Source organism: Escherichia sp. AM3 (assembly GCF_032029835.1).
Taxonomy (GTDB): Bacteria; Pseudomonadota; Gammaproteobacteria; order Enterobacterales; family Enterobacteriaceae; genus Escherichia; species Escherichia coli.
On sequence record NZ_JAVUPQ010000058.1, the window covers coordinates 1 to 26,422 of the forward strand.

19 protein-coding genes and 2 pseudogenes are annotated in these 26,422 nt (G+C 49.0%); 20 read left to right on the top strand and 1 reads right to left on the bottom strand.

Features of this window, described 5'->3' with window-relative positions; translation table 11 throughout:
• From RTW80_RS31465 to RTW80_RS17895, 15 genes and pseudogenes are all read left to right on the top strand, one after another.
• Positions 1 to 60 (top strand): IS1 family transposase (locus tag RTW80_RS31465; RefSeq protein ID WP_071528444.1); only part of this gene is annotated, 60 nt, incomplete at its 5' end.
• A gap of 8 nt (positions 61 to 68) precedes the next feature.
• Positions 69 to 1,046: pseudogene (locus tag RTW80_RS17825) on the top strand (ATP-binding cassette domain-containing protein); the annotation flags it as partial.
• A gap of 37 nt (positions 1,047 to 1,083) precedes the next feature.
• Complete coding sequence (locus tag RTW80_RS17830) at positions 1,084 to 3,456, top strand: TonB-dependent receptor plug domain-containing protein (protein WP_085448345.1); 2,373 nt, start codon at positions 1,084 to 1,086, stop codon at positions 3,454 to 3,456.
• A 56-nt stretch (positions 3,457 to 3,512) separates the two neighbouring features.
• Positions 3,513 to 6,293: pseudogene (locus RTW80_RS17835) on the top strand (M16 family metallopeptidase).
• A 361-nt stretch (positions 6,294 to 6,654) separates the two neighbouring features.
• Positions 6,655 to 8,055, top strand: a complete 1,401-nt coding sequence (locus RTW80_RS17840; RefSeq protein WP_000358850.1) for a glutamate decarboxylase — start codon at positions 6,655 to 6,657, stop codon at positions 8,053 to 8,055.
• Positions 8,056 to 8,210: 155 nt separating this feature from the next.
• On the top strand, positions 8,211 to 9,746 hold the full coding sequence (gene gadC, locus RTW80_RS17845; protein WP_000246019.1) for an acid resistance gamma-aminobutyrate antiporter GadC: 1,536 nt from the start codon (positions 8,211 to 8,213) through the stop codon (positions 9,744 to 9,746).
• A 130-nt stretch (positions 9,747 to 9,876) separates the two neighbouring features.
• Positions 9,877 to 11,196: a family 10 glycosylhydrolase gene (locus RTW80_RS17850; protein WP_074152902.1), complete on the top strand. Its 1,320-nt coding sequence runs from the start codon at positions 9,877 to 9,879 to the stop codon at positions 11,194 to 11,196.
• A gap of 376 nt (positions 11,197 to 11,572) precedes the next feature.
• Positions 11,573 to 12,955: a diguanylate cyclase DosC gene (dosC, locus tag RTW80_RS17860; protein WP_000426295.1), complete on the top strand. Its 1,383-nt coding sequence runs from the start codon at positions 11,573 to 11,575 to the stop codon at positions 12,953 to 12,955.
• Positions 12,956 to 12,979: 24 nt separating this feature from the next.
• Positions 12,980 to 15,379 carry an oxygen-sensing cyclic-di-GMP phosphodiesterase DosP gene (dosP, locus tag RTW80_RS17865; protein ID WP_312719724.1) on the top strand — a complete coding sequence of 800 codons (2,400 nt, stop codon included), beginning with the start codon at positions 12,980 to 12,982 and terminating at the stop codon, positions 15,377 to 15,379.
• Between the two features lie 257 nt (positions 15,380 to 15,636).
• Positions 15,637 to 16,218, top strand: coding sequence for a D-alanyl-D-alanine dipeptidase (gene ddpX / locus RTW80_RS17870; RefSeq protein ID WP_001285833.1), 582 nt, complete (start codon positions 15,637 to 15,639; stop codon positions 16,216 to 16,218).
• A gap of 13 nt (positions 16,219 to 16,231) precedes the next feature.
• Positions 16,232 to 17,782: an ABC transporter substrate-binding protein gene (locus tag RTW80_RS17875; RefSeq protein WP_312719726.1), complete on the top strand. Its 1,551-nt coding sequence runs from the start codon at positions 16,232 to 16,234 to the stop codon at positions 17,780 to 17,782.
• A gap of 1 nt (position 17,783) precedes the next feature.
• Positions 17,784 to 18,806 (top strand): ABC transporter permease, encoded by a 1,023-nt coding sequence (locus tag RTW80_RS17880; protein WP_063119209.1) that lies wholly within the window; start codon positions 17,784 to 17,786, stop codon positions 18,804 to 18,806.
• Positions 18,803 to 19,699 (top strand): D,D-dipeptide ABC transporter permease, encoded by an 897-nt coding sequence (ddpC, locus tag RTW80_RS17885; RefSeq protein WP_032247864.1) that lies wholly within the window; start codon positions 18,803 to 18,805, stop codon positions 19,697 to 19,699. The genes RTW80_RS17880 and ddpC overlap by 4 nt, the downstream gene beginning before the upstream one ends.
• Positions 19,696 to 20,682 (top strand): ABC transporter ATP-binding protein, encoded by a 987-nt coding sequence (locus tag RTW80_RS17890; RefSeq protein ID WP_000193537.1) that lies wholly within the window; start codon positions 19,696 to 19,698, stop codon positions 20,680 to 20,682. Before ddpC ends, RTW80_RS17890 begins: the two co-directional genes overlap by 4 nt.
• On the top strand, positions 20,675 to 21,601 hold the full coding sequence (locus tag RTW80_RS17895; RefSeq protein ID WP_001285536.1) for an ABC transporter ATP-binding protein: 927 nt from the start codon (positions 20,675 to 20,677) through the stop codon (positions 21,599 to 21,601). The genes RTW80_RS17890 and RTW80_RS17895 overlap by 8 nt, the downstream gene beginning before the upstream one ends.
• Before the next feature lie 55 nt (positions 21,602 to 21,656).
• Here the strand turns inward: RTW80_RS17895 and osmC are convergent, their stop codons facing one another.
• A complete protein-coding gene (osmC, locus tag RTW80_RS17900; RefSeq protein WP_000152305.1) occupies positions 21,657 to 22,088 on the bottom strand; it encodes a peroxiredoxin OsmC in 432 nt (143 codons plus the stop codon).
• A 344-nt stretch (positions 22,089 to 22,432) separates the two neighbouring features.
• On the opposite strand from osmC, the gene bdm reads away from it, so the two are divergent.
• The 5 genes from bdm to RTW80_RS17925 all read left to right on the top strand — a co-directional run bounded on the left by bdm (position 22,433) and on the right by RTW80_RS17925 (position 26,315).
• Positions 22,433 to 22,648 (top strand): biofilm-dependent modulation protein, encoded by a 216-nt coding sequence (gene bdm / locus RTW80_RS17905; RefSeq protein ID WP_000495771.1) that lies wholly within the window; start codon positions 22,433 to 22,435, stop codon positions 22,646 to 22,648.
• A 101-nt stretch (positions 22,649 to 22,749) separates the two neighbouring features.
• Positions 22,750 to 22,887 (top strand): stationary-phase-induced ribosome-associated protein, encoded by a 138-nt coding sequence (sra, locus tag RTW80_RS17910; protein ID WP_000841554.1) that lies wholly within the window; start codon positions 22,750 to 22,752, stop codon positions 22,885 to 22,887.
• Between the two features lie 156 nt (positions 22,888 to 23,043).
• The gene (gene maeA / locus RTW80_RS17915; RefSeq protein WP_000433465.1) at positions 23,044 to 24,741 is read left to right on the top strand and encodes a malate dehydrogenase; all 1,698 of its coding nucleotides are present in this window, start codon (positions 23,044 to 23,046) and stop codon (positions 24,739 to 24,741) included.
• Between the two features lie 133 nt (positions 24,742 to 24,874).
• Entirely contained in the window at positions 24,875 to 25,885 is a 1,011-nt protein-coding gene (gene adhP, locus RTW80_RS17920) for an alcohol dehydrogenase AdhP (RefSeq protein WP_000642433.1), read from the top strand.
• A gap of 145 nt (positions 25,886 to 26,030) precedes the next feature.
• On the top strand, positions 26,031 to 26,315 hold the full coding sequence (locus tag RTW80_RS17925; protein WP_033548883.1) for a HigA family addiction module antitoxin: 285 nt from the start codon (positions 26,031 to 26,033) through the stop codon (positions 26,313 to 26,315).
• Positions 26,316 to 26,422 lie beyond the last annotated feature (107 nt).

The following is a 26,422-nucleotide window of genomic DNA, read 5'->3' on the forward strand; positions in this document are numbered from 1 at the left end:
TCGGTGGAGCTGCATGACAAAGTCATCGGGCATTATCTGAACATAAAACACTATCAATAAGTTGGAGTCATTACCAACAGGCAGAACTGATTGCGCTAAGCAATGCTGAGTCTCTACAACGCCAGGAGTTGAGCGACAATTTTCATACCATTAAAGAGAACTGGCATCGTTTAATGAATCGTCAGCGGTGGCTTGATTACTGGCAAAATATTTATTCGCGCTCGCTTAGCGTTCTTCCCTACTTTCTGTTATTGCCGCAGTTTATTAGCGGGCAGATCAATCTGGGCGGACTGATGAAATCGCGCCAGGCATTTATGCTGGTATCGAACAATTTAAGCTGGTTTATTTATAAATATGACGAACTTGCTGAACTGGCTGCGGTTATCGATCGCTTGTATGAGTTCCATCAACTCACTGAACAGCGCCCTACGAATAAGCCTAAAAATTGCCAACATGCGGTACAAGTGGCTGATGCGAGTATTCGTACGCCTGATAATAAGATCATATTAGAGAACCTAAACTTTCATGTTTCGCCAGGCAAATGGCTATTACTGAAAGGTTACTCTGGTGCGGGAAAAACCACACTGCTTAAAACATTATCCCACTGCTGGCCGTGGTTTAAAGGTGATATTTCTTCTCCTGCTGACAGTTGGTATGTGTCACAAACACCGTTAATTAAAACCGGCTTACTGAAAGAGATTATTTGTAAAGCACTTCCTCTGCCCGTAGACGATAAATCGTTGAGCGAAATACTGCATCAGGTTGGTCTGGGGAAATTGGCTGCGCGTATTCATGACCACGATCGCTGGGGAGATATTCTTTCCAGCGGCGAAAAACAACGTATCGCCCTGGCACGATTAATTTTACGACGTCCGAAATGGATATTTCTTGACGAAACTACCTCTCATCTTGAGGAACAAGAGGCTATCCGCTTACTGCGTTTAGTGCGTGAAAAACTACCCACAAGCGGCGTCATTATGGTTACACATCAACCCGGTGTCTGGAACCTGGCCGATGATATTTGTGACATTAGCGCGGTTTTATAAAAACAATAAAAGCCCTGCTGTACGGAGATATAAATAAATGAAGCGAGTTCTTATTCCTGGCGTCATTTTATGTGGCGCTGATGTGGCGCAGGCCGTCGATGACAAAAACATGTACATGCATTTTTTTGAAGAGATGACGGTCTATGCTCCTGTCCCTGTACCCGTAAACGGCAACACGCATTACACCAGTGAAAGCATCGAGCGTTTACCGACCGGGAATGGCAATATCAGCGATCTGCTGAGAACCAACCCTGCGGTACGCATGGATTCAACGCAAAGTACCTCGTTGAACCAGGGAGATATTCGCCCGGAGAAAATCTCTATTCACGGTGCGTCGCCCTACCAGAATGCCTATTTGATTGATGGTATTAGTGCCACTAATAACCTGAACCCAGCGAATGAGTCCGATGCCAGTAGTGCAACCAATATTAGCGGGATGTCACAGGGGTATTATCTTGATGTCAGCTTACTGGACTATGTGACGCTTTATGACAGTTTTGTGCCGGTTGAATTCGGTCGTTTCAATGGCGGGGTAATTGATGCAAAGATCAAACGCTTCAACGCTGATGATAGCAGCGTGAAACTGGGTTATCACACTACGCGTTCGGACTGGTTAACATCGCATATCGATGAGAATAACAAGAGCGCATTTAATCAAGGTTCTTCAGGAAGTACTTATTACTCTCCAGATTTTAAAAAGAACTTTTATACCTTGTCGTTTAATCAGGAACTCGCTGATAACTTTGGCGTTACCGCCGGTTTATCGCGCCGCCAGTCTGATATCACCCGTGCGGATTATGTTTCGAATGACGGCATTGTCGCCGGTCGGGCACAGTATAAAAACGTTATCGATACTGCATTGAGCAAATTTACCTGGTTTGCCAGCGACCGCTTTACCCACGATTTAACCTTAAAATATACCGGCTCCAGCCGTGATTATAATACCAGCACCTTCCCGCAGTCTGATCGCGAAATGGGTAATAAATCCTATGGTCTGGCATGGGATATGGATACGCAGCTCGCATGGGCCAAACTACGTACCACCGTTGGTTGGGATCATATTAGTGATTATACCCGTCACGATCATGACATCTGGTACACCGAACTTTCATGTACATATGGTGATATTACAGGGCGTTGCACCCGTGGCGGATTAGGACACATTTCCCAGGCTGTAGATAATTACACCTTCAAAACACGCCTGGACTGGCAAAAATTCGCCGTGGGTAATGTTTCGCATCAAACCTACTTCGGCGCGGAATACATCTATTCCGATGCATGGACTGAACGCCATAACCAGTCTGAATCCTATGTGATTAATGCTGCCGGAAAGAAAACTAACCATACCATTTACCATAAAGGTAAAGGCAGCCTGGGAATTGACAACTACACACTGTATATGGCGGATCGCATTAGCTGGCGTAATGTGTCATTAATGCCCGGCGTGCGGTATGACTATGACAACTATCTGTCAAACCACAATATCTCCCCGCGCTTTATGACGGAATGGGATATTTTTGCTGATCAAACCTCAATGATTACCGCAGGTTATAACCGTTACTATGGTGGGAATATTCTTGATATGGGATTACGTGATATCCGCAATAGCTGGACGGAATCGGTATCAGGCAATAAAACCCTGACGCGTTATCAGGATTTGAAAACGCCTTATAACGATGAACTGGCAATGGGATTGCAGCAAAAAATCGGTAAGAACGTTATTGCGCGCGCAAACTATGTTTACCGTGAAGCGCATGATCAAATCAGCAAAAGCAGTCGTACCGACAGCGCGACTAAAACCACCATTACTGAATATAACAACGATGGCAAAACCAAAACGCATTCGTTCAACCTCAGTTTTGAGCTGGCCGAACCCCTGCATATCCGCCAGGTAGATATTAACCCACAAATTGTCTTTAGCTATATCAAGAGCAAGGGCAACTTGTCGTTAAACAATGGTTATGAGGAGAGCAATACCGGTGATAACCAGGTGGTTTATAACGGTAATCTGGTCTCTTACGATAGCGTTCCAGTGGCAGATTTTAATAACCCATTAAAGATCTCCTTAAACATGGATTTCACGCATCAACCGAGCGGGTTAGTGTGGGCGAATACGCTGGCCTGGCAAGAAGCGCGTAAAGCTCGCATTATCCTGGGTAAGGCGAATGCGCAATACATCAGCGAATATTCAGATTACAAGCAGTATGTTGACGAAAAACTGGATAGCAGCCTGACCTGGGACACCCGCTTGTCCTGGACGCCACAATTTCTGCAACAACAAAACCTGACGATCAGTGCCGATATTCTCAATGTACTGGATAGCAAAACCGCTGTTGATACAACGAATACCGGTGTGGCGACCTACGCCAGTGGCCGTACTTTCTGGCTTGATGTCAGCATGAAATTTTAATAGTTCGGATTTTACTTAACCGGGTAAATTCGCCCGGTTTTCGCATGGAGATAATTATGAGAAACCTCTGTTTCTTACTGACATTAGTGGCAACTCTGTTGCTCCCAGGGCGGCTGATTGCCGCCTTACCGCAGGATGAAAAGTTAATTACCGGGCAACTGGACAATGGCTTGCGATATATGATTTATCCGCATGCTCATCCAAAGGATCAGGTAAATTTATGGCTGCAAATTCATACCGGTTCATTGCAGGAAGAAGACAATGAGCGCGGCGTGGCTCATTTTGTAGAACATATGATGTTTAACGGCACAAAAACATGGCCGGGTAATAAAGTCATCGAAACATTTGAGTCAATGGGCCTGCGTTTTGGTCGCGATGTTAATGCCTATACCAGCTATGACGAAACGGTGTATCAGGTGAGTTTGCCGACTACGCAGAAACAAAATCTGCAACAAGTGATGGCAATCTTCAGTGAATGGAGTAATGCCGCAAGCTTTGAAAAACTCGAAGTAGACGCTGAACGCGGCGTAATTACTGAGGAATGGCGTGCCCATCAGGATGCGAAATGGCGCACCTCTCAGGCGCGCCGCCCTTTCCTGCTGGCTAATACCCGTAATTTAGACCGTGAACCTATCGGCCTGATGGATACTGTCGCCACGGTCACACCGGCACAATTGCGCCAATTTTATCAACGCTGGTATCAACCAAATAATATGACCTTTATCGTGGTTGGCGATATCGACAGTAAAGAAGCGCTGGCGCTGATAAAGGATAATTTAAGTAAGCTTCCGGCTAACAAAGCAGCTGAAAATCGCGTCTGGCCGACAAAAGCCGAAAATCACCTGCGCTTTAATATCATTAATGATAAAGAAAACCGGGTGAACGGCATCGCACTCTATTATCGCCTGCCAAAGGTGCAAGTGAGCGATGAGCAAAGCTTTATCGAACAAGCTGAATGGAGCATGTTAGTTCAGCTGTTCAATCAACGTCTGCAGGAACGCATACAATCGGGCGAGTTGAAGACTATTTCTGGCGGTACTGCACGCAGCGTTAAAATTGCACCCGATTATCAGTCGCTGTTTTTCCGTGTAAATGCACGAGGCGATAATATGCAGGATGCTGCGAATGCATTAATGGCAGAGTTGGCAACCATTGATCAGCATGGTTTTTCTGCTGAAGAACTCGATGATGTCAAATCTACCCGCCTCACCTGGCTGAAAAATGCGGTTGATCAGCAAGCTGAACGTGATTTACGTATGCTGACCAGTCGCCTGGCATCCAGCTCATTAAATAATACGCCGTTCTTGTCGCCGGAAGAGACATATCAACTTTCGAAACGTCTGTGGCAGCAAATTACCGTGCAAAGTCTGGCGGAAAAATGGCAGCAGTTAAGAAAGAACCAGGACGCATTTTGGGAGCAAATGGTAAACAATGAGCTTGCCGCCAAAAAAGCATTGTCTCCTGCGGCTATCCTGGCGCTGGAAAAAGAGTACGCCAACAAAAAGCTGGCGGCTTACATCTTCCCAGGCAGAAATTTATCGTTAACAGTAGACGCTGACCCACAGGCGGAAATTAGCAGCAAAGAAACGCTGGCTGAGAATCTGACATCATTAACACTTTCCAATGGTGCAAGGGTTATTCTGGCAAAATCCGCGGGTGAAGAGCAAAAGCTACAAATTATTGCCGTATCGAATAAAGGCGATTTAAGTTTCCCTGCGCAGCAAAAATCACTTATCGCGCTGGCAAATAAAGCAGTTAGCGGAAGCGGCGTTGGCGAACTCTCCTCTTCCAGCCTGAAACGCTGGAGTGCGGAAAACTCGGTAACCATGAGCAGTAAAGTCAGTGGCATGAATACGTTGCTCTCCGTTAGCGCGCGGACTAATAACCCTGAACCTGGTTTCCAGTTGATTAACCAGCGAATCACCCACAGCACGATTAACGACAATATTTGGGCATCGCTACAAAATGCTCAAATTCAGGCGTTGAAAACGCTCGACCAGCGTCCAGCGGAGAAATTCGCCCAGCAGATGTATGAGACGCGCTATGCTGATGACCGCACGAAATTACTGCAAGAAAATCAGATTGCACAGTTTACTGCCGCAGATGCGCTGGCTGCCGATCGCCAGTTGTTTTCATCTCCAGCGGATATCACGTTTGTCATTGTCGGTAATGTCTCAGAAGACAAACTCGTGGCGTTAATTACGCGTTACTTAGGATCAATCAAACACTCTGATTCGCCATTAGCCGCAGGTAAACCATTAACTCGCGCGACGGACAACGCATCGGTTACTGTAAAAGAACAAAATGAACCTGTGGCACAGGTTTCACAGTGGAAGCGTTATGATTCCCGGACACCTGTTAATCTGGCGACGCGTATGGCGCTCGATGCTTTTAACGTCGCACTGGCAAAAGATCTACGTGTTAATATTCGTGAATAGGCATCTGGAGCATACAGCGTTTCTTCTCGCCTCTCGGTTGATCCTCAGGCCAAAGATATCAGTCATTTGCTGGCTTTTACTTGTCAACCAGAACGACATGATGAACTGTTAACGTTAGCGAATGAAGTGATGGTTAAGCGTCTGGCTAAAGGGATCAGTGAGCAAGAACTGAATGAATACCAGCAAAACGTTCAGCGCAGCCTCGATATCCAACAGCGTAGCGTTCAACAATTAGCGAACACCATTGTAAATAGTCTTATTCAATATGACGATCCTGCAGCATGGACTGAGCAGGAGCAATTGTTGAAACAAATGACGGTAGAGAATGTTAACACTGCCGTTAAACAATATCTTTCTCATCCGGTAAATACTTATACCGGAGTATTATTGCCAAAATAATAACAGCCCCGTCAACACATCGTTGGCGGGAATTTTAGCAATATTCGCCATTTTTATGTAATAATTTTATAAATGCGTTCAAAATAATAACTAAGTACTAATAGTGATATTTTAAGGTCTGATTTTTACGTGATAATTCAGGAGGCAAAGAATGCGCATAAAAATAACAGCATAAAACACCTGACCACCACCCAAGAACTCCCTATTATATTGTTTTTCAATGAAAAAACATTATTCGCGTAATATCTCATGATAAATAACATTAGGATTTTGTTATTTAAACCCGAGTCCTTTGCACTTGCTTACTTTATCGATAAATCCTACTTTTTTAATGCGATCCAATCATTTTAAGGAGTTTAAAATGGATAAGAAGCAAGTAACGGATTTAAGGTCGGAACTACTCGATTCACGTTTTGGTGCGAAGTCTATTTCCACTATCGCAGAATCAAAACGTTTTCCGCTGCACGAAATGCGCGACGATGTCGCATTTCAGATTATCAATGACGAATTATATCTTGATGGCAACGCTCGTCAGAACCTGGCCACTTTCTGCCAGACCTGGGACGACGACAATGTCCACAAGTTGATGGATTTATCCATTAACAAAAACTGGATCGACAAAGAAGAATATCCGCAATCCGCAGCCATCGACCTGCGTTGCGTAAATATGGTTGCCGATCTGTGGCATGCGCCTGCGCCGAAAAATGGTCAGGCCGTTGGCACCAACACCATTGGTTCTTCCGAGGCCTGTATGCTCGGCGGGATGGCGATGAAATGGCGTTGGCGCAAGCGTATGGAAGCTGCAGGCAAACCAACGGATAAACCGAACCTGGTGTGCGGTCCGGTACAAATCTGCTGGCATAAATTCGCCCGCTACTGGGATGTGGAGCTGCGTGAGATCCCTATGCGCCCCGGTCAGTTGTTTATGGACCCGAAACGCATGATTGAAGCCTGCGACGAAAACACCATCGGCGTGGTGCCGACTTTCGGCGTGACCTACACCGGTAACTATGAGTTCCCGCAGCCGCTGCACGATGCGCTGGATAAATTCCAGGCCGACACCGGTATCGACATCGACATGCACATCGACGCTGCCAGCGGTGGCTTCCTGGCACCGTTCGTCGCCCCGGATATCGTCTGGGACTTCCGCCTGCCGCGTGTGAAATCGATCAGTGCTTCAGGCCATAAATTCGGTCTGGCTCCGCTGGGCTGCGGCTGGGTTATCTGGCGTGACGAAGAAGCGCTGCCGCAGGAACTGGTGTTCAACGTTGACTACCTGGGTGGTCAGATTGGTACTTTTGCCATCAACTTCTCCCGCCCGGCGGGTCAGGTAATTGCACAGTACTATGAATTCCTGCGCCTCGGTCGTGAAGGCTATACCAAAGTACAGAACGCCTCTTACCAGGTTGCCGCTTATCTGGCGGATGAAATCGCCAAACTGGGGCCGTATGAGTTCATCTGTACCGGTCGCCCGGACGAAGGCATCCCGGCGGTTTGCTTCAAACTGAAAGAGGGTGAAGATCCGGGATACACCCTGTACGACCTCTCTGAACGTCTGCGTCTGCGCGGCTGGCAGGTTCCGGCCTTCACTCTCGGCGGTGAAGCCACCGACATCGTGGTGATGCGCATTATGTGCCGTCGCGGCTTCGAAATGGACTTTGCTGAACTGTTGCTGGAAGACTACAAAGCCTCCCTGAAATATCTCAGCGATCACCCGAAACTGCAGGGTATTGCCCAACAGAACAGCTTTAAACATACCTGATAACGTTTAACGGTAACGGTGTCCCGAAACGAACCCGTTTCGGGACAATTTCCAAAGTCTGTTCACTGGCATTAGCAACGGAAAATATTGTTCTGAATACGCTTCAGAACAAAACAGGTGCGGTTCCGACAGGAATACCGTTTTAGGGGGATAATATGGCTACATCAGTACAGACAGGTAAAGCTAAGCAGCTCACATTACTTGGATTCTTTGCCATAACGGCATCGATGGTAATGGCTGTTTATGAATACCCTACCTTCGCAACATCGGGCTTTTCATTAGTCTTCTTCCTGCTATTAGGCGGGATTTTATGGTTTATTCCCGTGGGACTTTGTGCTGCGGAAATGGCCACCGTCGACGGCTGGGAAGAAGGTGGTGTCTTCGCCTGGGTATCAAATACTCTGGGGCCGAGATGGGGATTTGCAGCGATCTCATTTGGCTATCTGCAAATCGCCATTGGTTTTATTCCGATGCTCTATTTCGTGTTAGGGGCACTCTCCTACATCCTGAAATGGCCAGCGCTGAATGAAGACCCCATTACCAAAACTATTGCAGCACTCATCATTCTTTGGGCGCTGGCATTAACGCAGTTTGGTGGCACGAAATACACGGCGCGAATTGCTAAAGTTGGCTTCTTCGCCGGTATCCTGTTACCTGCATTTATTTTGATCGCATTAGCGGCTATTTATCTGCACTCCGGTGCCCCCGTTGCTATCGAAATGGATTCGAAGACCTTCTTCCCTGACTTCTCTAAAGTGGGCACCCTGGTAGTATTTGTTGCCTTCATTTTGAGTTATATGGGCGTAGAAGCATCCGCAACCCACGTCAATGAAATGAGCAACCCAGGGCGCGACTATCCGTTGGCTATGTTACTGCTGATGGTGGCGGCAATCTGCTTAAGCTCTGTTGGTGGTTTGTCTATTGCGATGGTCATTCCGGGTAATGAAATCAACCTCTCCGCAGGGGTAATGCAAACCTTTACCGTTCTGATGTCCCATGTGGCACCAGAAATTGAGTGGACGGTTCGCGTGATCTCCGCACTGCTGTTGCTGGGTGTTCTGGCGGAAATCGCCTCCTGGATTGTTGGTCCTTCTCGCGGGATGTATGTCACAGCGCAGAAAAACCTGCTGCCAGCGGCATTCGCTAAAATGAACAAAAATGGCGTACCGGTAACGCTGGTCATTTCGCAGCTGGTGATTACGTCTATCGCGTTGATCATCCTCACCAATACCGGTGGCGGTAACAACATGTCCTTCCTGATCGCACTGGCGCTGACGGTGGTGATTTATCTGTGTGCTTATTTCATGCTGTTTATTGGCTACATTGTGTTGGTTCTTAAACATCCTGACTTAAAACGCACATTTAATATCCCTGGTGGTAAAGGAGTGAAACTGGTCGTGGCAATTGTCGGTCTGCTGACTTCAATTATGGCGTTTATTGTTTCCTTCCTGCCGCCGGATAACATCCAGGGTGATTCTACCGATATGTATGTTGAATTACTGGTTGTTAGTTTCCTGGTGGTACTTGCCCTGCCCTTTATTCTCTATGCTGTTCATGATCGTAAAGGCAAAGCAAATACCGGCGTCACTCTGGAGCCAATCAACAGTCAGAACGCACCAAAAGGTCACTTCTTCCTGCACCCGCGTGCACGTTCACCACACTATATTGTGATGAATGACAAGAAACACTAACCATGTCTGAATGGTTATAAGACAAGGGAGCGATAATTCATCGCTCCCTTTTTCGTGCTTGCTGTCGTATTGACTTAACGGGGATAAGTACGAGAATGAGCGCACATCTGTTTACCGGAAACCAGCACATATGGATATCTGCTCCCGAAACGAGAAATTAGCGATTAGAAGACCGGCGATACTGGTTGCACTGGCACTTTTACTGTGTAGTTGTAAAAGCACGCCTCCAGAGTCCATGGTGACACCACCAGCGGGTTCAAAGCCACCAGCCACGACGCAACAATCGTCACAACCGATGCGTGGCATCTGGCTGGCCACGGTGTCTCGCCTCGACTGGCCACCGGTTTCCTCGGTTAACATTAGTAATCCCACCAGCCGGGCCCGTGTACAACAACAGGCGATGATCGACAAACTGGATCATCTGCAACGTCTCGGTATAAACACGGTCTTTTTCCAGGTCAAGCCGGACGGTACCGCCCTGTGGCCATCGAAAATTTTGCCGTGGTCCGATCTTATGACCGGTAAGATTGGTGAAAATCCGGGTTACGATCCGCTGCAATTTATGCTCGACGAAGCCCACAAGCGTGGGATGAAAGTACACGCCTGGTTTAACCCCTATCGCGTATCGGTTAATACGAAGCCCGGTACTATCAGGGAACTGAATAGCACTCTGTCTCAACAACCGGCGAGCGTCTATGTGCAACACCGCGACTGGATCAGAACGTCTGGCGATCGCTTTGTCCTCGACCCGGGCATCCCTGAGGTTCAGGACTGGATCACATCAATAGTCGCAGAAGTGGTTTCCCGCTATCCCGTAGATGGCGTGCAGTTTGACGACTATTTCTATACGGAGTCACCGGGTTCACGGCTAGTTGATAACGAAACGTACCGTAAATACGGAGGCGCATTTGCGTCAAAAGCAGACTGGCGGCGCAACAATACTCAGCAGTTAATTGCAAAGGTATCGCACACCATTAAAAGCATTAAGCCGGGAGTCGAATTTGGTGTTAGCCCGGCAGGCGTGTGGCGTAACCGATCACACGATCCGCTCGGTTCCGATACCCGAGGCGCGGCAGCCTATGACGAATCCTACGCTGACACCCGTCGATGGGTGGAACAAGGATTGCTGGATTACATTGCTCCCCAAATTTACTGGCCGTTCTCACGGAGTGCCGCGCGTTATGACGTGTTGGCAAAATGGTGGGCGGATGTCGTTAAACCGACCAGGACCCGCCTGTATATCGGTATCGCCTTCTATAAAGTGGGTGAACCTTCAAAGATAGAGCCAGACTGGATGATTAACGGCGGCGTACCGGAGCTGAAAAAGCAGCTCGATCTTAACGATGCGGTACCAGAAATTAGCGGCACCATCTTGTTCCGTGAGGACTATCTGAATAAACCGCAGACTCAACAAGCGGTCAGCTATCTGCAAAGTCGTTGGGGCAGTTAAACTCCCATTCTTACTTTGTAACAAGCCGGTGCTTTACCCACCGGCTTGTTACCCTCTTGAACTATCCCACTAGTAATCATGCTTACTAAAGTCAAATTAAACACGCAATTAACTACACTTAGTTAAACAACCATAAATCCCCTAATAAAAATGTATGAATATGAAAAAACATACGATATTCGCTGTCACCGAAAAATAATTACGATGGGCTATACTCTTCTGAAGAACAGTAGCGTAGATTGAAACTGTCCTAAATTGCTTATTTCTTTTCAGTATATCTTCATATTTCAGGAGAATATGGTGCAGTTAGTCGATCTCGCACGTTGCGTTTCGTTTTGATTCCGTCTGATTTCCCAGCCTTATAAGGGTGTGAATTATGGAGATGTATTTTAAAAGAATGAAAGATGAGTGGACCGGACTTGTCGAACAGGCAGATCCGCCCATTCGTGCTAAAGCCGCGGAAATTGCCGTTGCGCATGCTCATTATCTGAGTATTGAGTTTTATCGAATTGTCCGCATCGACCCGCATGCCGAAGAATTCTTGAGTAATGAACAAGTTGAGCGGCAGTTGAAAAGTGCGATGGAGCGCTGGATTATTAACGTGCTTTCTGCCCAGGTTGACGATGTCGAAAGGCTAATACAAATCCAGCATACCGTCGCGGAAGTGCATGCCCGCATAGGAATTCCGGTAGAAATTGTCGAGATGGGGTTTCGGGTGCTGAAAAAAATCCTCTATCCGGTAATCTTCTCTTCGGATTATTCTGCCGCAGAAAAACTTCAGGTCTACCATTTCTCGATTAACAGTATTGATATCGCTATGGAAGTGATGACCCGCGCGTTTACCTTTAGTGACAGTAGTGCCTCAAAGGAAGATGAAAACTATCGTATCTTCTCGTTACTGGAAAACGCCGAAGAAGAAAAAGAACGGCAAATAGCCTCAATACTTTCATGGGAAATAGATATTATCTATAAAGTCCTGCTGGATTCTGATTTAGGCAGTAGTTTGCCTTTAAGCCAGGCTGATTTTGGCCTGTGGTTTAACCATAAAGGTCGACATTATTTTAGCGGCATTGCCGAAGTGGGCCATATCTCCCGTCTGATTCAGGATTTCGACGGTATTTTCAATCAAACCATGCGTAACACCAGGAATTTGAATAACAGAAGTCTGCGGGTGAAATTTTTATTACAGATAAGAAATACCGTATCGCAAATTATTACCTTGCTGCGTGAATTGTTTGAAGAAGTATCGCGCCACGAAGTCGGTATGGATGTACTGACGAAATTACTTAACCGCCGTTTCCTGCCGACTATCTTCAAACGCGAAATTGCCCATGCCAACCGGACCGGTACACCGCTGTCAGTGCTGATTATTGACGTTGATAAATTCAAAGAGATCAACGATACGTGGGGCCATAACACTGGCGATGAAATTCTGCGTAAAGTCTCTCAAGCCTTTTATGACAACGTCCGCAGTAGTGATTATGTTTTCCGCTACGGGGGCGATGAATTTATCATTGTATTGACTGAAGCTTCTGAAAACGAAACGTTACGTACCGCAGAACGTATTCGCAGTCGGGTGGAGAAAACCAAACTGAAAGCCGCAAACGGCGAGGATATTGCCCTCTCACTTTCCATCGGTGCCGCCATGTTTAATGGTCATCCTGACTATGAGCGCCTCATTCAAATAGCCGATGAAGCTCTGTATATCGCCAAAAGACGAGGTAGAAACCGTGTTGAACTCTGGAAAGCCAGTCTTTAGATGCGCCAGGATGCAGAGGTAATCATGAAGCTAACCGATGCGGAAAATGCCGCCGATGGCATTTTTTTCCCCGCCCTTGAACAAAATATGATGGGCGCGGTGTTAATTAACGAAAATGATGAAGTGATGTTTTTCAACCCCGCCGCAGAGAAGCTCTGGGGATACAAACGTGAAGAAGTCATTGGCAATAACATTGATATGCTGATTCCGCGGGATTTGCGTCCTGCGCATCCTGAATACATTCGTCATAACCGTGAAGGCGGTAAAGCGCGTGTTGAGGGGATGAGTCGGGAGCTGCAGCTGGAGAAAAAAGACGGCAGTAAAATCTGGATCCGTTTTGCGCTATCGAAAGTGAGCGCCGAGGGGAAAGTTTATTACCTGGCGCTGGTACGGGATGCCAGCGTAGAAATGGCGCAAAAAGAACAGACCCGACAATTGATTATTGCCGTTGACCATCTCGACCGACCGGTGATTGTCCTCGATCCGGAACGCCATATTGTGCAGTGCAATCGCGCATTTACCGAAATGTTTGGTTACTGCATTAGCGAAGCCAGCGGTATGCAGCCCGATACACTCCTGAACATTCCTGAATTCCCTGCCGATAACCGCATTCGTTTACAACAGTTGCTATGGAAAACCGCCCGCGATCAGGACGAATTTCTGCTGTTGACGCGCACCGGTGAAAAAATCTGGATTAAAGCCTCTATCAGCCCGGTTTATGACGTGCTCGCGCATCTGCAGAACCTGGTAATGACTTTCTCGGATATCACCGAAGAACGGCAGATTCGCCAGCTTGAAGGCAATATTCTCGCCGCCATGTGCAGCAGCCCGCCATTTCATGAAATGGGGGAAATCATTTGTCGTAACATCGAATCTGTACTCAACGAATCGCATGTTTCGCTGTTCGCACAGCGCAACGGGATGCCGATACACTGGGCGTCATCTTCCCACGGTGCAGAAATTCAAAATGCGCAAAGCTGGTCAGCGACCATTCGTCAGCGTGATGGCGCGCCTGCGGGGATCCTGCAAATTAAAACCTCGTCAGGAGCAGAAACCAGCGCCTTTATCGAACGCGTGGCAGATATCAGCCAGCATATGGCCGCGCTGGCGCTGGAACAGGAAAAAAGCCGTCAGCATATTGAACAACTCATCCAATTTGATCCGATGACCGGTCTGCCAAATCGCAATAACCTGCACAATTACTTCGATGACCTGGTCGACAAAGCCGTCTCTCCCGTGGTGTATCTCATCGGTGTTGACCATATTCAGGATGTGATTGATAGCCTTGGCTATGCGTGGGCCGATCAGGCATTGCTGGAAGTGGTCAATCGCTTTCGTGAAAAACTCAAACCGGATCAGTATCTCTGTCGTATCGAAGGTACGCAGTTTGTCCTCGTGAGCCTCGAAAACGACGTCAGTAACATTACCCAAATCGCCGATGAGCTACGGAATGTGGTCAGCAAGCCGATAATGATTGACGATAAACCCTTCCCGCTTACCTTGAGTATTGGCATCAGCTACGACGTGGGTAAAAACCGCGATTACTTGCTCTCCACTGCTCACAATGCAATGGATTATATTCGCAAGAATGGCGGTAACGGCTGGCAGTTCTTCAGCCCGGCGATGAACGAAATGGTAAAAGAGCGTTTGGTTTTAGGCGCAGCGCTGAAAGAAGCGATTAGCAATAACCAACTGAAACTGGTTTACCAGCCGCAAATCTTCGCAGAAACGGGTGAACTGTACGGCATCGAAGCCCTTGCTCGCTGGCACGATCCCCTGCATGGTCATGTGCCCCCTTCACGGTTTATTCCTCTCGCAGAAGAGATTGGTGAAATCGAAAATATTGGGCGCTGGGTCATCGCGGAAGCTTGCCGTCAGTTAGCAGAATGGCGTAGCCAGAATATTCATATCCCGGCGTTATCCGTGAACTTGTCGGCGCTGCACTTTCGCAGTAATCAACTGCCTTATCAGGTGTCTGATGCAATGCACGCCTGGGGTATTGACGGCCACCAGCTGACGGTAGAAATCACGGAAAGCATGATGATGGAACACGATACCGAAATCTTTAAGCGCATTCAGATCCTGCGTGATATGGGCGTGGGCTTATCGGTAGATGATTTTGGTACGGGCTTTTCCGGATTATCCCGCTTAGTCAGTCTTCCGGTAACGGAAATCAAAATTGACAAAAGTTTTGTCGATCGTTGTCTGACCGAAAAACGCATCCTTGCCTTACTTGAAGCCATTACCAGCATTGGGCAAAGCCTCAATTTAACCGTCGTGGCGGAAGGCGTCGAAACCAAAGAGCAATTTGAGATGCTACGCAAGATCCACTGTCGCGTTATTCAGGGATATTTCTTTTCCCGCCCCCTACCCGCCGAAGAAATTCCAGGCTGGATGAGCAGCGTGTTACCGCTGAAAATCTGACAAATTCCTCTCGCCCGCACTCGCGGGTTTTCATTTAACGTGACACTGTCACTTAAATACTGTGATTTCAGCTACGATTCCGGGAGATTCCTTCCTTAACTTCCCCTCTTGCACCAAAACTGCACTACGCTGCACAAATGTTGATCAAAAGTTAAAAAATATAACTTTAAGCCAGCATTCTGGCGCTTATCCCGGCATGGCATGAGATCTGCATAAGCGGAAAGCGCAGCAATTTTTGTCTTATACAGGAACCGTTTATGTCGGATACCACCGAACTGGTTGATTTAGCCGTAATCTTCCCTGATCTGGAGATCGAATTGAAATACGCCTGCGCTGATAACATCACAGGTAAAGCTATTTATCAGCAAGCGCGTTGTCTGTTACACAAGGATGCGATTACCGCGCTGGCGAAAAGTATCAGCATCGCCCAGCTGTCAGGGTTACAACTGGTGATTTACGATGCGTATCGCCCACAACAAGCACAGGCGATGTTGTGGCAAGCCTGCCCAGACCCGCAATATGTTGTTGATGTGACGGTCGGTTCTAATCACAGCCGTGGCACGGCGATCGACCTGACGCTTCGTGATGAGCACGGGAACATCCTCGATATGGGCGCAGGGTTCGATGAAATGCACGAGCGCTCCCATGCCTATCACCCTTCCGTCCCGCCCGCCGCTCAGCGCAATCGGCTGTTGCTGAATGCGATAATGACTGGTGGCGGTTTTGTCGGTATCTCCAGCGAATGGTGGCACTTCGAATTACCCCAGGCAGCGAGTTACCCTCTGCTCGCTGATCAATTCTCTTGTTTTATATCCCCTGGCACACAGCACGTCAGTTAATCAGGAAACTGTCATGAAGAGATCGATATCGTTTCGTCCCACATTGCTCGCGCTCGTCCTTGCCACAAATTTCCCGGTTGCGCACGCCGCCGTACCAAAAGATATGCTGGTGATTGGTAAGGCCGCCGATCCACAAACCCGCGACCCGGCGGTAACAATAGATAATAACGACTGGACAGTGACCTACCCGTCTTATCAGCGGCTGGTTCAGTACAAAACGGACGGTGATAAAGGCTCAACCGACGTTGAAGGCGATCTGGCAAGTAGCTGGAAAGCGTCTGACGATCAAAAAGAGTGGACGTTCACCCTGAAAGATAATGCTAAATTTGCCGATGGCACACCTGTCACTGCCGAAGCAGTAAAACTTTCTTTTGAGCGGCTACTAAAAATCGGCCAGGGGCCAGCAGAAGCATTTCCCAAAGATTTAAAGATTGATGCTCCCGACGAACATACGGTGAAGTTTACCCTTAGCCAGCCATTCGCACCGTTCCTCTACACGCTGGCGAATGACGGTGCATCCATTATCAATCCGGCGGTGTTAAAGGAACATGCAGCGGATGATGCCCGCGGCTTCCTCGCGCAAAATACCGCCGGTTCCGGACCATTTATGCTGAAAAGCTGGCAAAAAGGTCAGCAATTAGTTCTGGTGCCAAATCCGCATTACCCTGGCAATAAACCGAACTTTAAGCGAGTATCGGTAAAAATTATTGGTGAAAGTGCCTCCCGTCGCCTGCAGCTCTCCCGTGGTGATATTGACATTGCCGATGCGCTGCCGGTGGATCAACTCAACGCCCTGAAGCAGGAAAACAAAGTCAATGTGGCAGAGTATCCGTCACTGCGCGTCACCTACCTGTATCTGAATAACAGCAAAGCGCCACTTAATCAGGCGGATCTGCGTCGGGCCATTTCCTGGTCTACCGATTACCAGGGAATGGTTAACGGCATTCTGAGTGGTAACGGAAAACAGATGCGCGGCCCGATTCCGGAAGGCATGTGGGGCTACGATGCGACGGCAATGCAATACAACCATGACGAAACGAAAGCCAAAGCTGAATGGGATAAAGTGACGAACAAACCCACCAGCCTGACGTTTCTCTATTCTGATAATGATCCGAACTGGGAGCCTATTGCTCTGGCGACACAATCCAGTCTCAACAAGCTGGGCATCAATGTGAAGCTGGAAAAGCTGGCGAACGCCACCATGCGCGACAGAGTGGGTAAAGGTGATTACGACATTGCGATTGGCAACTGGAGTCCGGATTTTGCCGACCCGTATATGTTTATGAATTACTGGTTTGAGTCAGACAAAAAAGGTCTGCCGGGTAACCGCTCGTTCTATGAAAACAGTGAGGTCGATAAGTTACTGCGCAATGCGCTTGCGACCACCGACCAGACGCAGCGTACCCGGGACTACCAGCAGGCACAGAAAATCGTCATTGATGACGCTGCTTATATGTACCTGTTCCAGAAAAACTACCAACTGGCGATGAACAAAGGGGTGAAAGGCTTTGTGTTCAATCCCATGCTGGAACAGGTCTTCAATATCAATACCATGAGTAAATAACGTGACCTTCTGGAGTATTTTACGCCAACGCTGCTGGGGGCTGGTGCTCGTGGTGGCGGGCGTCTGCGTGATTACGTTTATTATCTCGCATCTGATCCCTGGTGATCCGGCGCGGTTACTGGCGGGTGACCGCGCCAGCGATGCTATCGTGGAAAATATTCGCCAGCAACTGGGACTGGACCAGCCACTGTATGTACAGTTTTACCGCTACGTCAGCGACCTGTTTCATGGTGACCTGGGAACATCCATTCGTACCGGGCGTCCGGTGCTGGAAGAGTTGCGTATATTTTTCCCGGCGACGCTGGAGCTGGCATTTTGCGCGCTGCTACTGGCACTCCTGATTGGCATCCCGCTGGGCATACTCTCTGCAGTCTGGCGAAATCGCTGGCTGGATCATCTGGTGCGAATAATGGCCATTACCGGAATCTCCACACCTGCGTTCTGGCTTGGGCTGGGCGTCATTGTGCTGTTTTATGGTCATCTGCAAATTCTTCCCGGCGGCGGAAGGCTTGATTACTGGCTGGATCCACCAACGCACGTTACCGGCTTTTATCTGCTCGATGCGCTGCTTGAAGGTAACGGTGAAGTCTTCTTCAATGCGCTGCAACATCTCATCTTACCGGCATTAACGCTGGCGTTCGTTCACCTGGGAATTGTCGCTCGCCAGATCCGCTCAGCGATGCTGGAACAATTGAGTGAAGACTACATTCGTACCGCCCGGGCCAGCGGCTTGCCCGGCTGGTATATCGTTCTATGTTATGCGCTACCCAATGCGTTGATCCCATCGATTACCGTATTGGGGCTGGCGCTGGGCGATTTGTTGTATGGCGCAGTGCTCACCGAAACCGTTTTTGCCTGGCCCGGAATGGGTGCATGGGTAGTAACATCAATACAGGCGCTCGACTTCCCGGCAGTGATGGGCTTTGCCGTCGTGGTTTCATTTGCTTATGTGCTGGTCAACCTGGTGGTGGATTTGCTCTATTTGTGGATTGATCCGCGTATCGGACATGGAGGTGGTGAATGATGCTAAGCGAGGAAACGTCCGTCGTACGCCCACAAAAACAAACGCGATTTAACGGTGCAAAACTGGTATGGATGCTGAAAGGCAGTCCGCTCACCGTGACCGGCGCAGTCATCATTGTATTAATGCTACTGATGATGATTTTTTCACCGTGGCTGGCGACGCATGATCCCAACGCCATTGATTTAACCACCCGCCTTTTGCCGCCTTCTGCGGCGCACTGGTTTGGCACCGATGAAGTGGGACGCGATCTGTTTAGCCGCGTACTGGTCGGCAGTCAGCAATCAATTCTCGCCGGATTAGTCGTAGTTGCCATTGCGGGTATGATTGGTTCGCTACTCGGATGTCTATCCGGTGTGCTTGGCGGACGCGCAGACGCCATCATCATGCGCATCATGGACATTATGCTGTCGATTCCTTCGTTGGTACTGACAATGGCACTGGCTGCCGCTCTCGGGCCGAGTTTGTTTAACGCCATGCTGGCGATTGCTATAGTGCGAATTCCGTTTTATGTGCGCCTGGCGCGGGGGCAAGCATTAGTTGTACGCCAGTATACCTATGTTCAGGCGGCGAAAACCTTTGGCGCGTCGCGTTGGCATCTGATCAGCTGGCATATTTTACGTAATTCCCTGCCGCCGCTGATCGTGCAGGCATCGCTGGATATCGGTAGCGCGATTTTAATGGCCGCCACGTTGGGATTTATTGGCCTGGGTGCTCAACAACCGAGTGCTGAATGGGGCGCGATGGTAGCAAATGGTCGCAACTATGTACTCGATCAGTGGTGGTATTGCGCATTTCCGGGGGCAGCGATTTTGCTTACCGCCGTCGGGTTTAATCTCTTTGGTGATGGTATTCGCGATCTGCTTGACCCGAAAGCAGGAGGAAAGCAGTCATGACCCAACCCGTTCTGGACATTCAACAACTGCATTTGAGTTTCCCCGGTTTTAACGGTGATGTTCACGCGCTCAACAATGTGTCCTTGCAGATTAACCGCGGTGAAATTGTCGGTCTGGTGGGAGAATCCGGCTCAGGTAAATCAGTCACCGCAATGCTGATTATGCGTCTGCTACCGACGGGCAGTTATTGCGTACATCGGGGGCAGATTTCCCTGCTGGGAGAAGATGTTCTTAACGCGCGGGAAAAACAGCTTCGTCAGTGGCGCGGCGCACGAGTGGCGATGATCTTTCAGGAACCGATGACCGCCCTCAATCCGACACGTCGAATAGGTCTTCAGATGATGGACGTGATCCGCCATCATCAACCAATAAGTCGTCGGGAAGCCAGAGCTAAAGCGATTGCCCTGCTGGAAGAGATGCAAATCCCGGATGCCGTGGAAGTTATGTCGCGCTATCCGTTTGAGCTTTCAGGTGGTATGCGCCAGCGGGTAATGATTGCGCTGGCATTCTCCTGCGAGCCGCAATTGATTATTGCCGACGAACCGACTACGGCGCTGGACGTCACGGTGCAGTTGCAGGTACTGCGTTTGCTTAAACATAAAGCCCGCGCCAGTGGAACTGCGGTTCTGTTCATCAGCCATGATATGGCCGTGGTGTCGCAACTGTGCGATAGCGTTTACGTGATGTATGCCGGAAGCGTAATTGAAAGCGGCGTGACGGCAGACGTTATCCATCATCCCCGGCATCCGTATACCATTGGTTTGCTCCAATGCGCACCAGAACATGGAGTACCACGCCAGCTATTACCCGCCATTCCAGGGACGGTACCAAACCTCACCCATTTGCCTGACGGCTGCGCTTTTCGCGATCGTTGCTATGCGGCAGGTGCACAGTGTGAAAACGTCCCGGCGCTGACAGCGTGTGGTGACAACAACCAGCGCTGCGCCTGTTGGTATCCGCAGCAGGAGGTCATAAGTGTCTGACACGTTATTAACGTTACGCGACGTCCATATCAATTTCCCGGCCCGTAAAAACTGGCTTGGTAAAACTACGGAACATGTTCATGCGATTAATGGTATTGATTTACAGATCCGCCGTGGTGAAACCTTAGGGATCGTCGGCGAGTCAGGCTGCGGCAAAAGCACCCTCGCACAGCTTTTAATGGGTATGCTGCAACCGAGCCACGGGCAGTACATCCGTTCTGGCTCACAACGCATTATGCAGATGGTGTTTCAGGACCCGCTCTCTTCGCTCAATCCGCGCTTACCGGTGTGGCGCATCATCACAGAACCGCTCTGGATAGCTAAGCGTAGTAGTGAACAACAGCGGCGAGCGTTGGCAGAGGAGCTGGCTGTGCAGGTGGGTATTCGTCCGGAGTATCTCGACCGCCTGCCTCATGCGTTCTCCGGCGGGCAGCGGCAACGTATCGCCATTGCCAGAGCACTCTCTTCGCAGCCTGACGTGATTGTGCTTGATGAGCCAACCTCTGCGCTGGATATCTCCGTGCAGGCGCAGATCCTCAATTTACTGGTAACGCTACAGGAAAATCACGGGCTGACCTATGTGCTGATTTCACACAATGTCTCGGTGATACGTCATATGAGCGATCGGGTGGCGGTGATGTATCTCGGGCAGATTGTAGAACTGGGCGACGCGCAGCAGGTGCTGACGGCACCTGCACATCCATACACCCGATTATTGCTGGATTCCCTCCCCGCCATTGATAAACCGCTGGAGGAAGAATGGGCATTACGTAAAACGGATCTGCCGGGAAACCGCACGTTGCCGCAAGGCTGTTTTTTCTACGAACGTTGCCCGCTGGCAACCCACGGATGTGAAGTCCGGCAATCATTAGCAATAAGGGAGGACGGACGTGAGCTCCGGTGCTGGCGGGCGCTGTAGAGATGCTAACAACGCATCAGGCATTCACGCGCCTGACGCGTCATCCGGCAATGCTTTACGATTTCAACTGGTAATCCAGCGTAATTTCCGCTTTCAGTACCTGAGAGACCGGGCATCCTGCTTTTGCTTTCTGGATGATGCCGTCAAAGGTAGAGGCATCAATACCCGGCACCGCAACTTCACTCTTCAGTGCGATTTTCGTAATCGCAAAACCGGCATCCACTTTATCCAGCGACACATCGGCGGTGGTATCAATCGATGTTGGCGTGAATCCCGCTTCCCCCAGCATTAATGAAAGCGCCATTGAGAAACATGCGGCATGCGCTGCGCCAATCAGTTCTTCAGGGTTGGTTCCTTTTTCGCCTTCAAAACGCGTGTTAAATCCATACGGCTGTTGGTTCAGCACGCCACTCTCGGTGGATACTGTTCCCTTCCCGCGTTTGATATCGCCTTCCCAGTGTGCCTGACCTTTCTTATGGATTGTCATTGTTGCTCTCCTGTGGGCTTAAAAAGGAAATTATAGACTACGTGAGAAACAGCACGAGGATAAGCAGGATATTCCGAATAAAATCCGGCGAAAATATTACTTCTGCACTTAAATTAAATTCCCACAATAGATTACCGGGAATATATAACCCAAAAGATATTGTATCAATATTAATCGGATCATACCAATCACAATCCCTATGAATATCATGGTGTTAAAATATAAAAATCATCAACCAGGACTAATCTTAACAACGAAGCGGCAAATATTTGCCATGCTGAATGTGCTTTATAAATCTGCGATCCGTAGCAGACACCATAAATACACAGACACGGAGAATCACTATGTTTACTTATTATCAGGCAGAAAATTCAACAGCAGAACCCGCTCTGGTTAATGCCATTGAGCAAGGCCTTCGGGCACAGCACGGTGTTGTCACTGAAGATGACATTCTCATGGAGCTGACCAAATGGGTTGAAGCTTCTGATAACGACATCCTCAGTGATATCTACCAGCAAACGATCAATTATGTGGTCAGTGGCCAGCACCCTACGCTTTAAGGTGCTATGCTTGATCGGCAACCTAATTTAGGGGTTTAGCACGTGTTTCTTCGCTACGGCGATGTTGTCCTTAAAACTAGCTACAGGATTGAGGAGTTAAAATGAAATCGAACCGTCAGGCACGTCATATTCTTGGACTGGACCATAAAATTTCTAACCAGCGCAAAATAGTTACCGAAGGTGACAAATCCAGCGTAGTAAATAACCCAACCGGCAGAAAACGCCCCGCTGAAAAGTAATTCATAACCATCAGTCCTCAATGACGATTAAACACCATTGCCTGCGCAATGGTGTTTTTGTTTTTATCTGCTTTATACTTGAGGCCGACGCCCTGGCGGTAAAGCAAAGACGATAAAAGCCCCCCAGGGATGGATATTCAAAAAAGAGTGAGTGACATGGAACCAAAAACAAAAAAACAGCGTTCGCTTTATATCCCTTACGCTGGCCCTGTACTGCTGGAATTTCCGTTGTTGAATAAAGGCAGTGCCTTCAGCATGGAAGAACGCCGTAACTTCAACCTGCTGGGGTTACTGCCGGAAGTGGTCGAAACCATCGAAGAACAAGCGGAACGAGCATGGATCCAGTATCAGGGATTCAAAACCGAAATCGACAAACACATCTACCTGCGTAACATCCAGGACACTAACGAAACCCTCTTCTACCGTCTGGTAAACAATCATCTTGATGAGATGATGCCTGTTATTTATACCCCAACCGTCGGCGCAGCCTGTGAGCGTTTTTCTGAGATCTACCGCCGTTCACGCGGCGTGTTTATCTCTTACCAGAACCGGCACAATATGGACGATATTCTGCAAAACGTGCCGAACCATAATATTAAAGTGATTGTGGTGACTGACGGTGAACGTATTCTGGGGCTTGGTGACCAGGGCATCGGCGGGATGGGCATTCCGATCGGTAAACTGTCGCTCTATACCGCCTGTGGCGGCATCAGCCCGGCGTATACCCTTCCGGTGGTGCTGGATGTCGGAACGAACAACCAACAGCTGCTTAACGATCCGCTGTATATGGGCTGGCGTAATCCGCGTATCACTGACGACGAATACTATGAATTCGTTGATGAATTTATCCAGGCTGTGAAACAACGCTGGCCAGACGTGCTGTTGCAGTTTGAAGACTTTGCTCAAAAAAATGCGATGCCGTTACTTAACCGCTATCGCAATGAAATTTGTTCTTTTAACGATGACATTCAGGGCACTGCGGCGGTAACAGTCGGCACACTGATCGCAGCAAGCCGAGCGGCAGGTGGTCAGTTAAGCGAGAAAAAAATCGTCTTCCTTGGTGCAGGTTCAGCGGGATGCGGCATTGCCGAAATGATCATCGCCCAGACCCAGCGCGAAGGATTAAGCGAGGAAGCGGCGCGGCAGAAAGTCTTTATGGTCGATCGCTTTGGCTTGCTGACTGACAAGATGCCGAACCTGCTGCCTTTCCAGACCAAACTGGTGCAGAAGCGCGAAAACCTCAGTGACTGGGATACCGACAGCGATGTGCTGTCACTGCTGGATGTGGTGCGCAATGTAAAACCAGATATTCTGATTGGCGTCTCAGGACAGACCGGGCTGTTTACGGAAGAGATCATCCGTGAGATGCATAAACACTGTCCGCGTCCGATCGTGATGCCGCTGTCTAACCCGACGTCACGCGTGGAAGCCACACCGCAGGACATTATCGCCTGGACCGAAGGTAACGCGCTGGTCGCCACGGGCAGCCCGTTTAATCCAGTGGTATGGAAAGATAAAATCTACCCTATCGCCCAGTGTAACAACGCCTTTATTTTCCCGGGCATCGGCCTGGGTGTTATTGCTTCCGGCGCGTCACGTATCACCGATGAGATGCTGATGTCGGCAAGTGAAACGCTGGCGCAGTATTCACCATTGGTGCTGAACGGCGAAGGTATGGTACTGCCGGAACTGAAAGATATTCAGAAAGTCTCCCGCGCAATTGCGTTTGCGGTTGGCAAAATGGCGCAGCAGCAAGGCGTGGCGGTGAAAACCTCTGCCGAAGCCCTGCAACAGGCCATTGACGATAATTTCTGGCAAGCCGAATACCGCGACTACCGCCGTACCTCCATCTAAGCCTGCGCCCGGTAGTGAAGGCTACCGGGCTATTTCCCTCTCCCTTTTTCAGATCTCATCCATACTGGGTAGTGGCGAATAAATCTCATTTGCCTCACCTGCTATGCAGAACATCATCCGAAAAGGAGGAACTATGAAGGCTGCAGTTGTTACGAAGGATCATCATGTTGACGTTACGTATAAAACACTGCGCTCACTGAAACATGGCGAAGCCCTGCTGAAAATGGAGTGTTGTGGTGTATGTCATACCGATCTTCATGTTAAGAATGGCGATTTTGGTGACAAAACCGGCGTAATTCTGGGCCATGAAGGCATCGGTGTGGTGGCAGAAGTGGGTCCAGGTGTCACCTCATTAAAACCAGGCGATCGTGCCAGCGTGGCGTGGTTCTACGAAGGATGCGGTCATTGCGAATACTGTAACAGTGGTAACGAAACGCTCTGCCGTTCAGTTAAAAATGCCGGATACAGCGTTGATGGCGGGATGGCGGAAGAGTGCATCGTGGTCGCCGATTACGCGGTAAAAGTGCCAGATGGTCTGGACTCGGCGGCGGCCAGCAGCATTACCTGTGCGGGAGTCACCACCTACAAAGCCGTTAAGCTGTCAAAAATTCGTCCAGGGCAGTGGATTGCTATCTACGGTCTTGGCGGTCTGGGTAACCTCGCCCTGCAATACGCGAAGAATGTCTTTAACGCCAAAGTGATCGCCATTGATGTCAATGATGAGCAGTTAAAACTGGCAACCGAAATGGGCGCAGATTTAGCGATTAACTCACACACCGAAGACGCCGCCAAAATTGTGCAGGAGAAAACTGGTGGCGCTCACGCTGCGGTGGTAACAGCGGTAGCTAAAGCTGCGTTTAACTCGGCAGTTGATGCTGTCCGTGCAGGCGGTCGTGTTGTGGCTGTCGGTCTACCGCCGGAGTCTATGAGCCTGGATATCCCACGTCTTGTGCTGGATGGTATTGAAGTGGTCGGTTCGCTGGTCGGCACGCGCCAGGATTTAACTGAAGCCTTCCAGTTTGCCGCCGAAGGTAAAGTGGTGCCGAAAGTCGCCCTGCGTCCGTTAGCGGACATCAACACCATCTTTACTGAGATGGAAGAAGGCAAAATCCGTGGCCGCATGGTGATTGATTTCCGTCACTAAGAGGCCTTTGCTGCGACTGCCATGTTCGGGTCGCAGTATCGCACACTCTCCAACATGAAATGGCTAAATGGATTATTGTTGCGTAGGAAGGAACAATAATGATAGTGTTCCCAGTGAAGGAACGCTACTGAGAGTAAAGACACTAATGGAAATGGCCAATCATCCCCGCCCGGGGGACATTATTCAGGAATCACTGGACGAACTTAATGTCAGCCTGCGCGAGTTTGCCAGAGCAATGGAAATTGCTCCCTCAACGGCAAGCCGATTGCTGACAGGAAAAGCAGCTTTGACGCCAGAAATGGCAATTAAACTTTCCGTGGTGATCGGCAGTTCGCCGCAAATGTGGCTGAATCTGCAAAACGCCTGGAGTCTGGCAGAGGCAGAAAAAACGGTGGATGTGTCGCGATTACGCCGTCTGGTTACGCAATAAAAAAATGGCAGTTTATAAAGCGCCATTTAGAACTGATGACAAACGCAACATTGCCTGATGCGCTACGCTTATCAGGCCTACACGTTCACTGCAATCTATTGGATTTG

Bases quoted from the DNA above. Each gene is read 5' to 3' on its own strand.
- RTW80_RS17830 (WP_085448345.1), top strand. From the start codon at position 1,084: ATGAAGCGAGTTCTTATTCCTGGCGTCATTTTATGTGGCGCTGATGTG.
- RTW80_RS17840 (WP_000358850.1), top strand. From the start codon at position 6,655: ATGGATAAGAAGCAAGTAACGGATTTAAGGTCGGAACTACTCGATTCA.
- gadC (WP_000246019.1), top strand. From the start codon at position 8,211: ATGGCTACATCAGTACAGACAGGTAAAGCTAAGCAGCTCACATTACTT.
- RTW80_RS17850 (WP_074152902.1), top strand. From the start codon at position 9,877: ATGGATATCTGCTCCCGAAACGAGAAATTAGCGATTAGAAGACCGGCG.
- dosC (WP_000426295.1), top strand. From the start codon at position 11,573: ATGGAGATGTATTTTAAAAGAATGAAAGATGAGTGGACCGGACTTGTC.
- dosP (WP_312719724.1), top strand. From the start codon at position 12,980: ATGAAGCTAACCGATGCGGAAAATGCCGCCGATGGCATTTTTTTCCCC.
- ddpX (WP_001285833.1), top strand. From the start codon at position 15,637: ATGTCGGATACCACCGAACTGGTTGATTTAGCCGTAATCTTCCCTGAT.
- RTW80_RS17875 (WP_312719726.1), top strand. From the start codon at position 16,232: ATGAAGAGATCGATATCGTTTCGTCCCACATTGCTCGCGCTCGTCCTT.
- ddpC (WP_032247864.1), top strand. From the start codon at position 18,803: ATGATGCTAAGCGAGGAAACGTCCGTCGTACGCCCACAAAAACAAACG.
- RTW80_RS17890 (WP_000193537.1), top strand. From the start codon at position 19,696: ATGACCCAACCCGTTCTGGACATTCAACAACTGCATTTGAGTTTCCCC.
- osmC (WP_000152305.1), bottom strand. From the start codon at position 22,088: ATGACAATCCATAAGAAAGGTCAGGCACACTGGGAAGGCGATATCAAA.
- bdm (WP_000495771.1), top strand. From the start codon at position 22,433: ATGTTTACTTATTATCAGGCAGAAAATTCAACAGCAGAACCCGCTCTG.
- sra (WP_000841554.1), top strand. From the start codon at position 22,750: ATGAAATCGAACCGTCAGGCACGTCATATTCTTGGACTGGACCATAAA.
- maeA (WP_000433465.1), top strand. From the start codon at position 23,044: ATGGAACCAAAAACAAAAAAACAGCGTTCGCTTTATATCCCTTACGCT.
- adhP (WP_000642433.1), top strand. From the start codon at position 24,875: ATGAAGGCTGCAGTTGTTACGAAGGATCATCATGTTGACGTTACGTAT.
- RTW80_RS17925 (WP_033548883.1), top strand. From the start codon at position 26,031: ATGGAAATGGCCAATCATCCCCGCCCGGGGGACATTATTCAGGAATCA.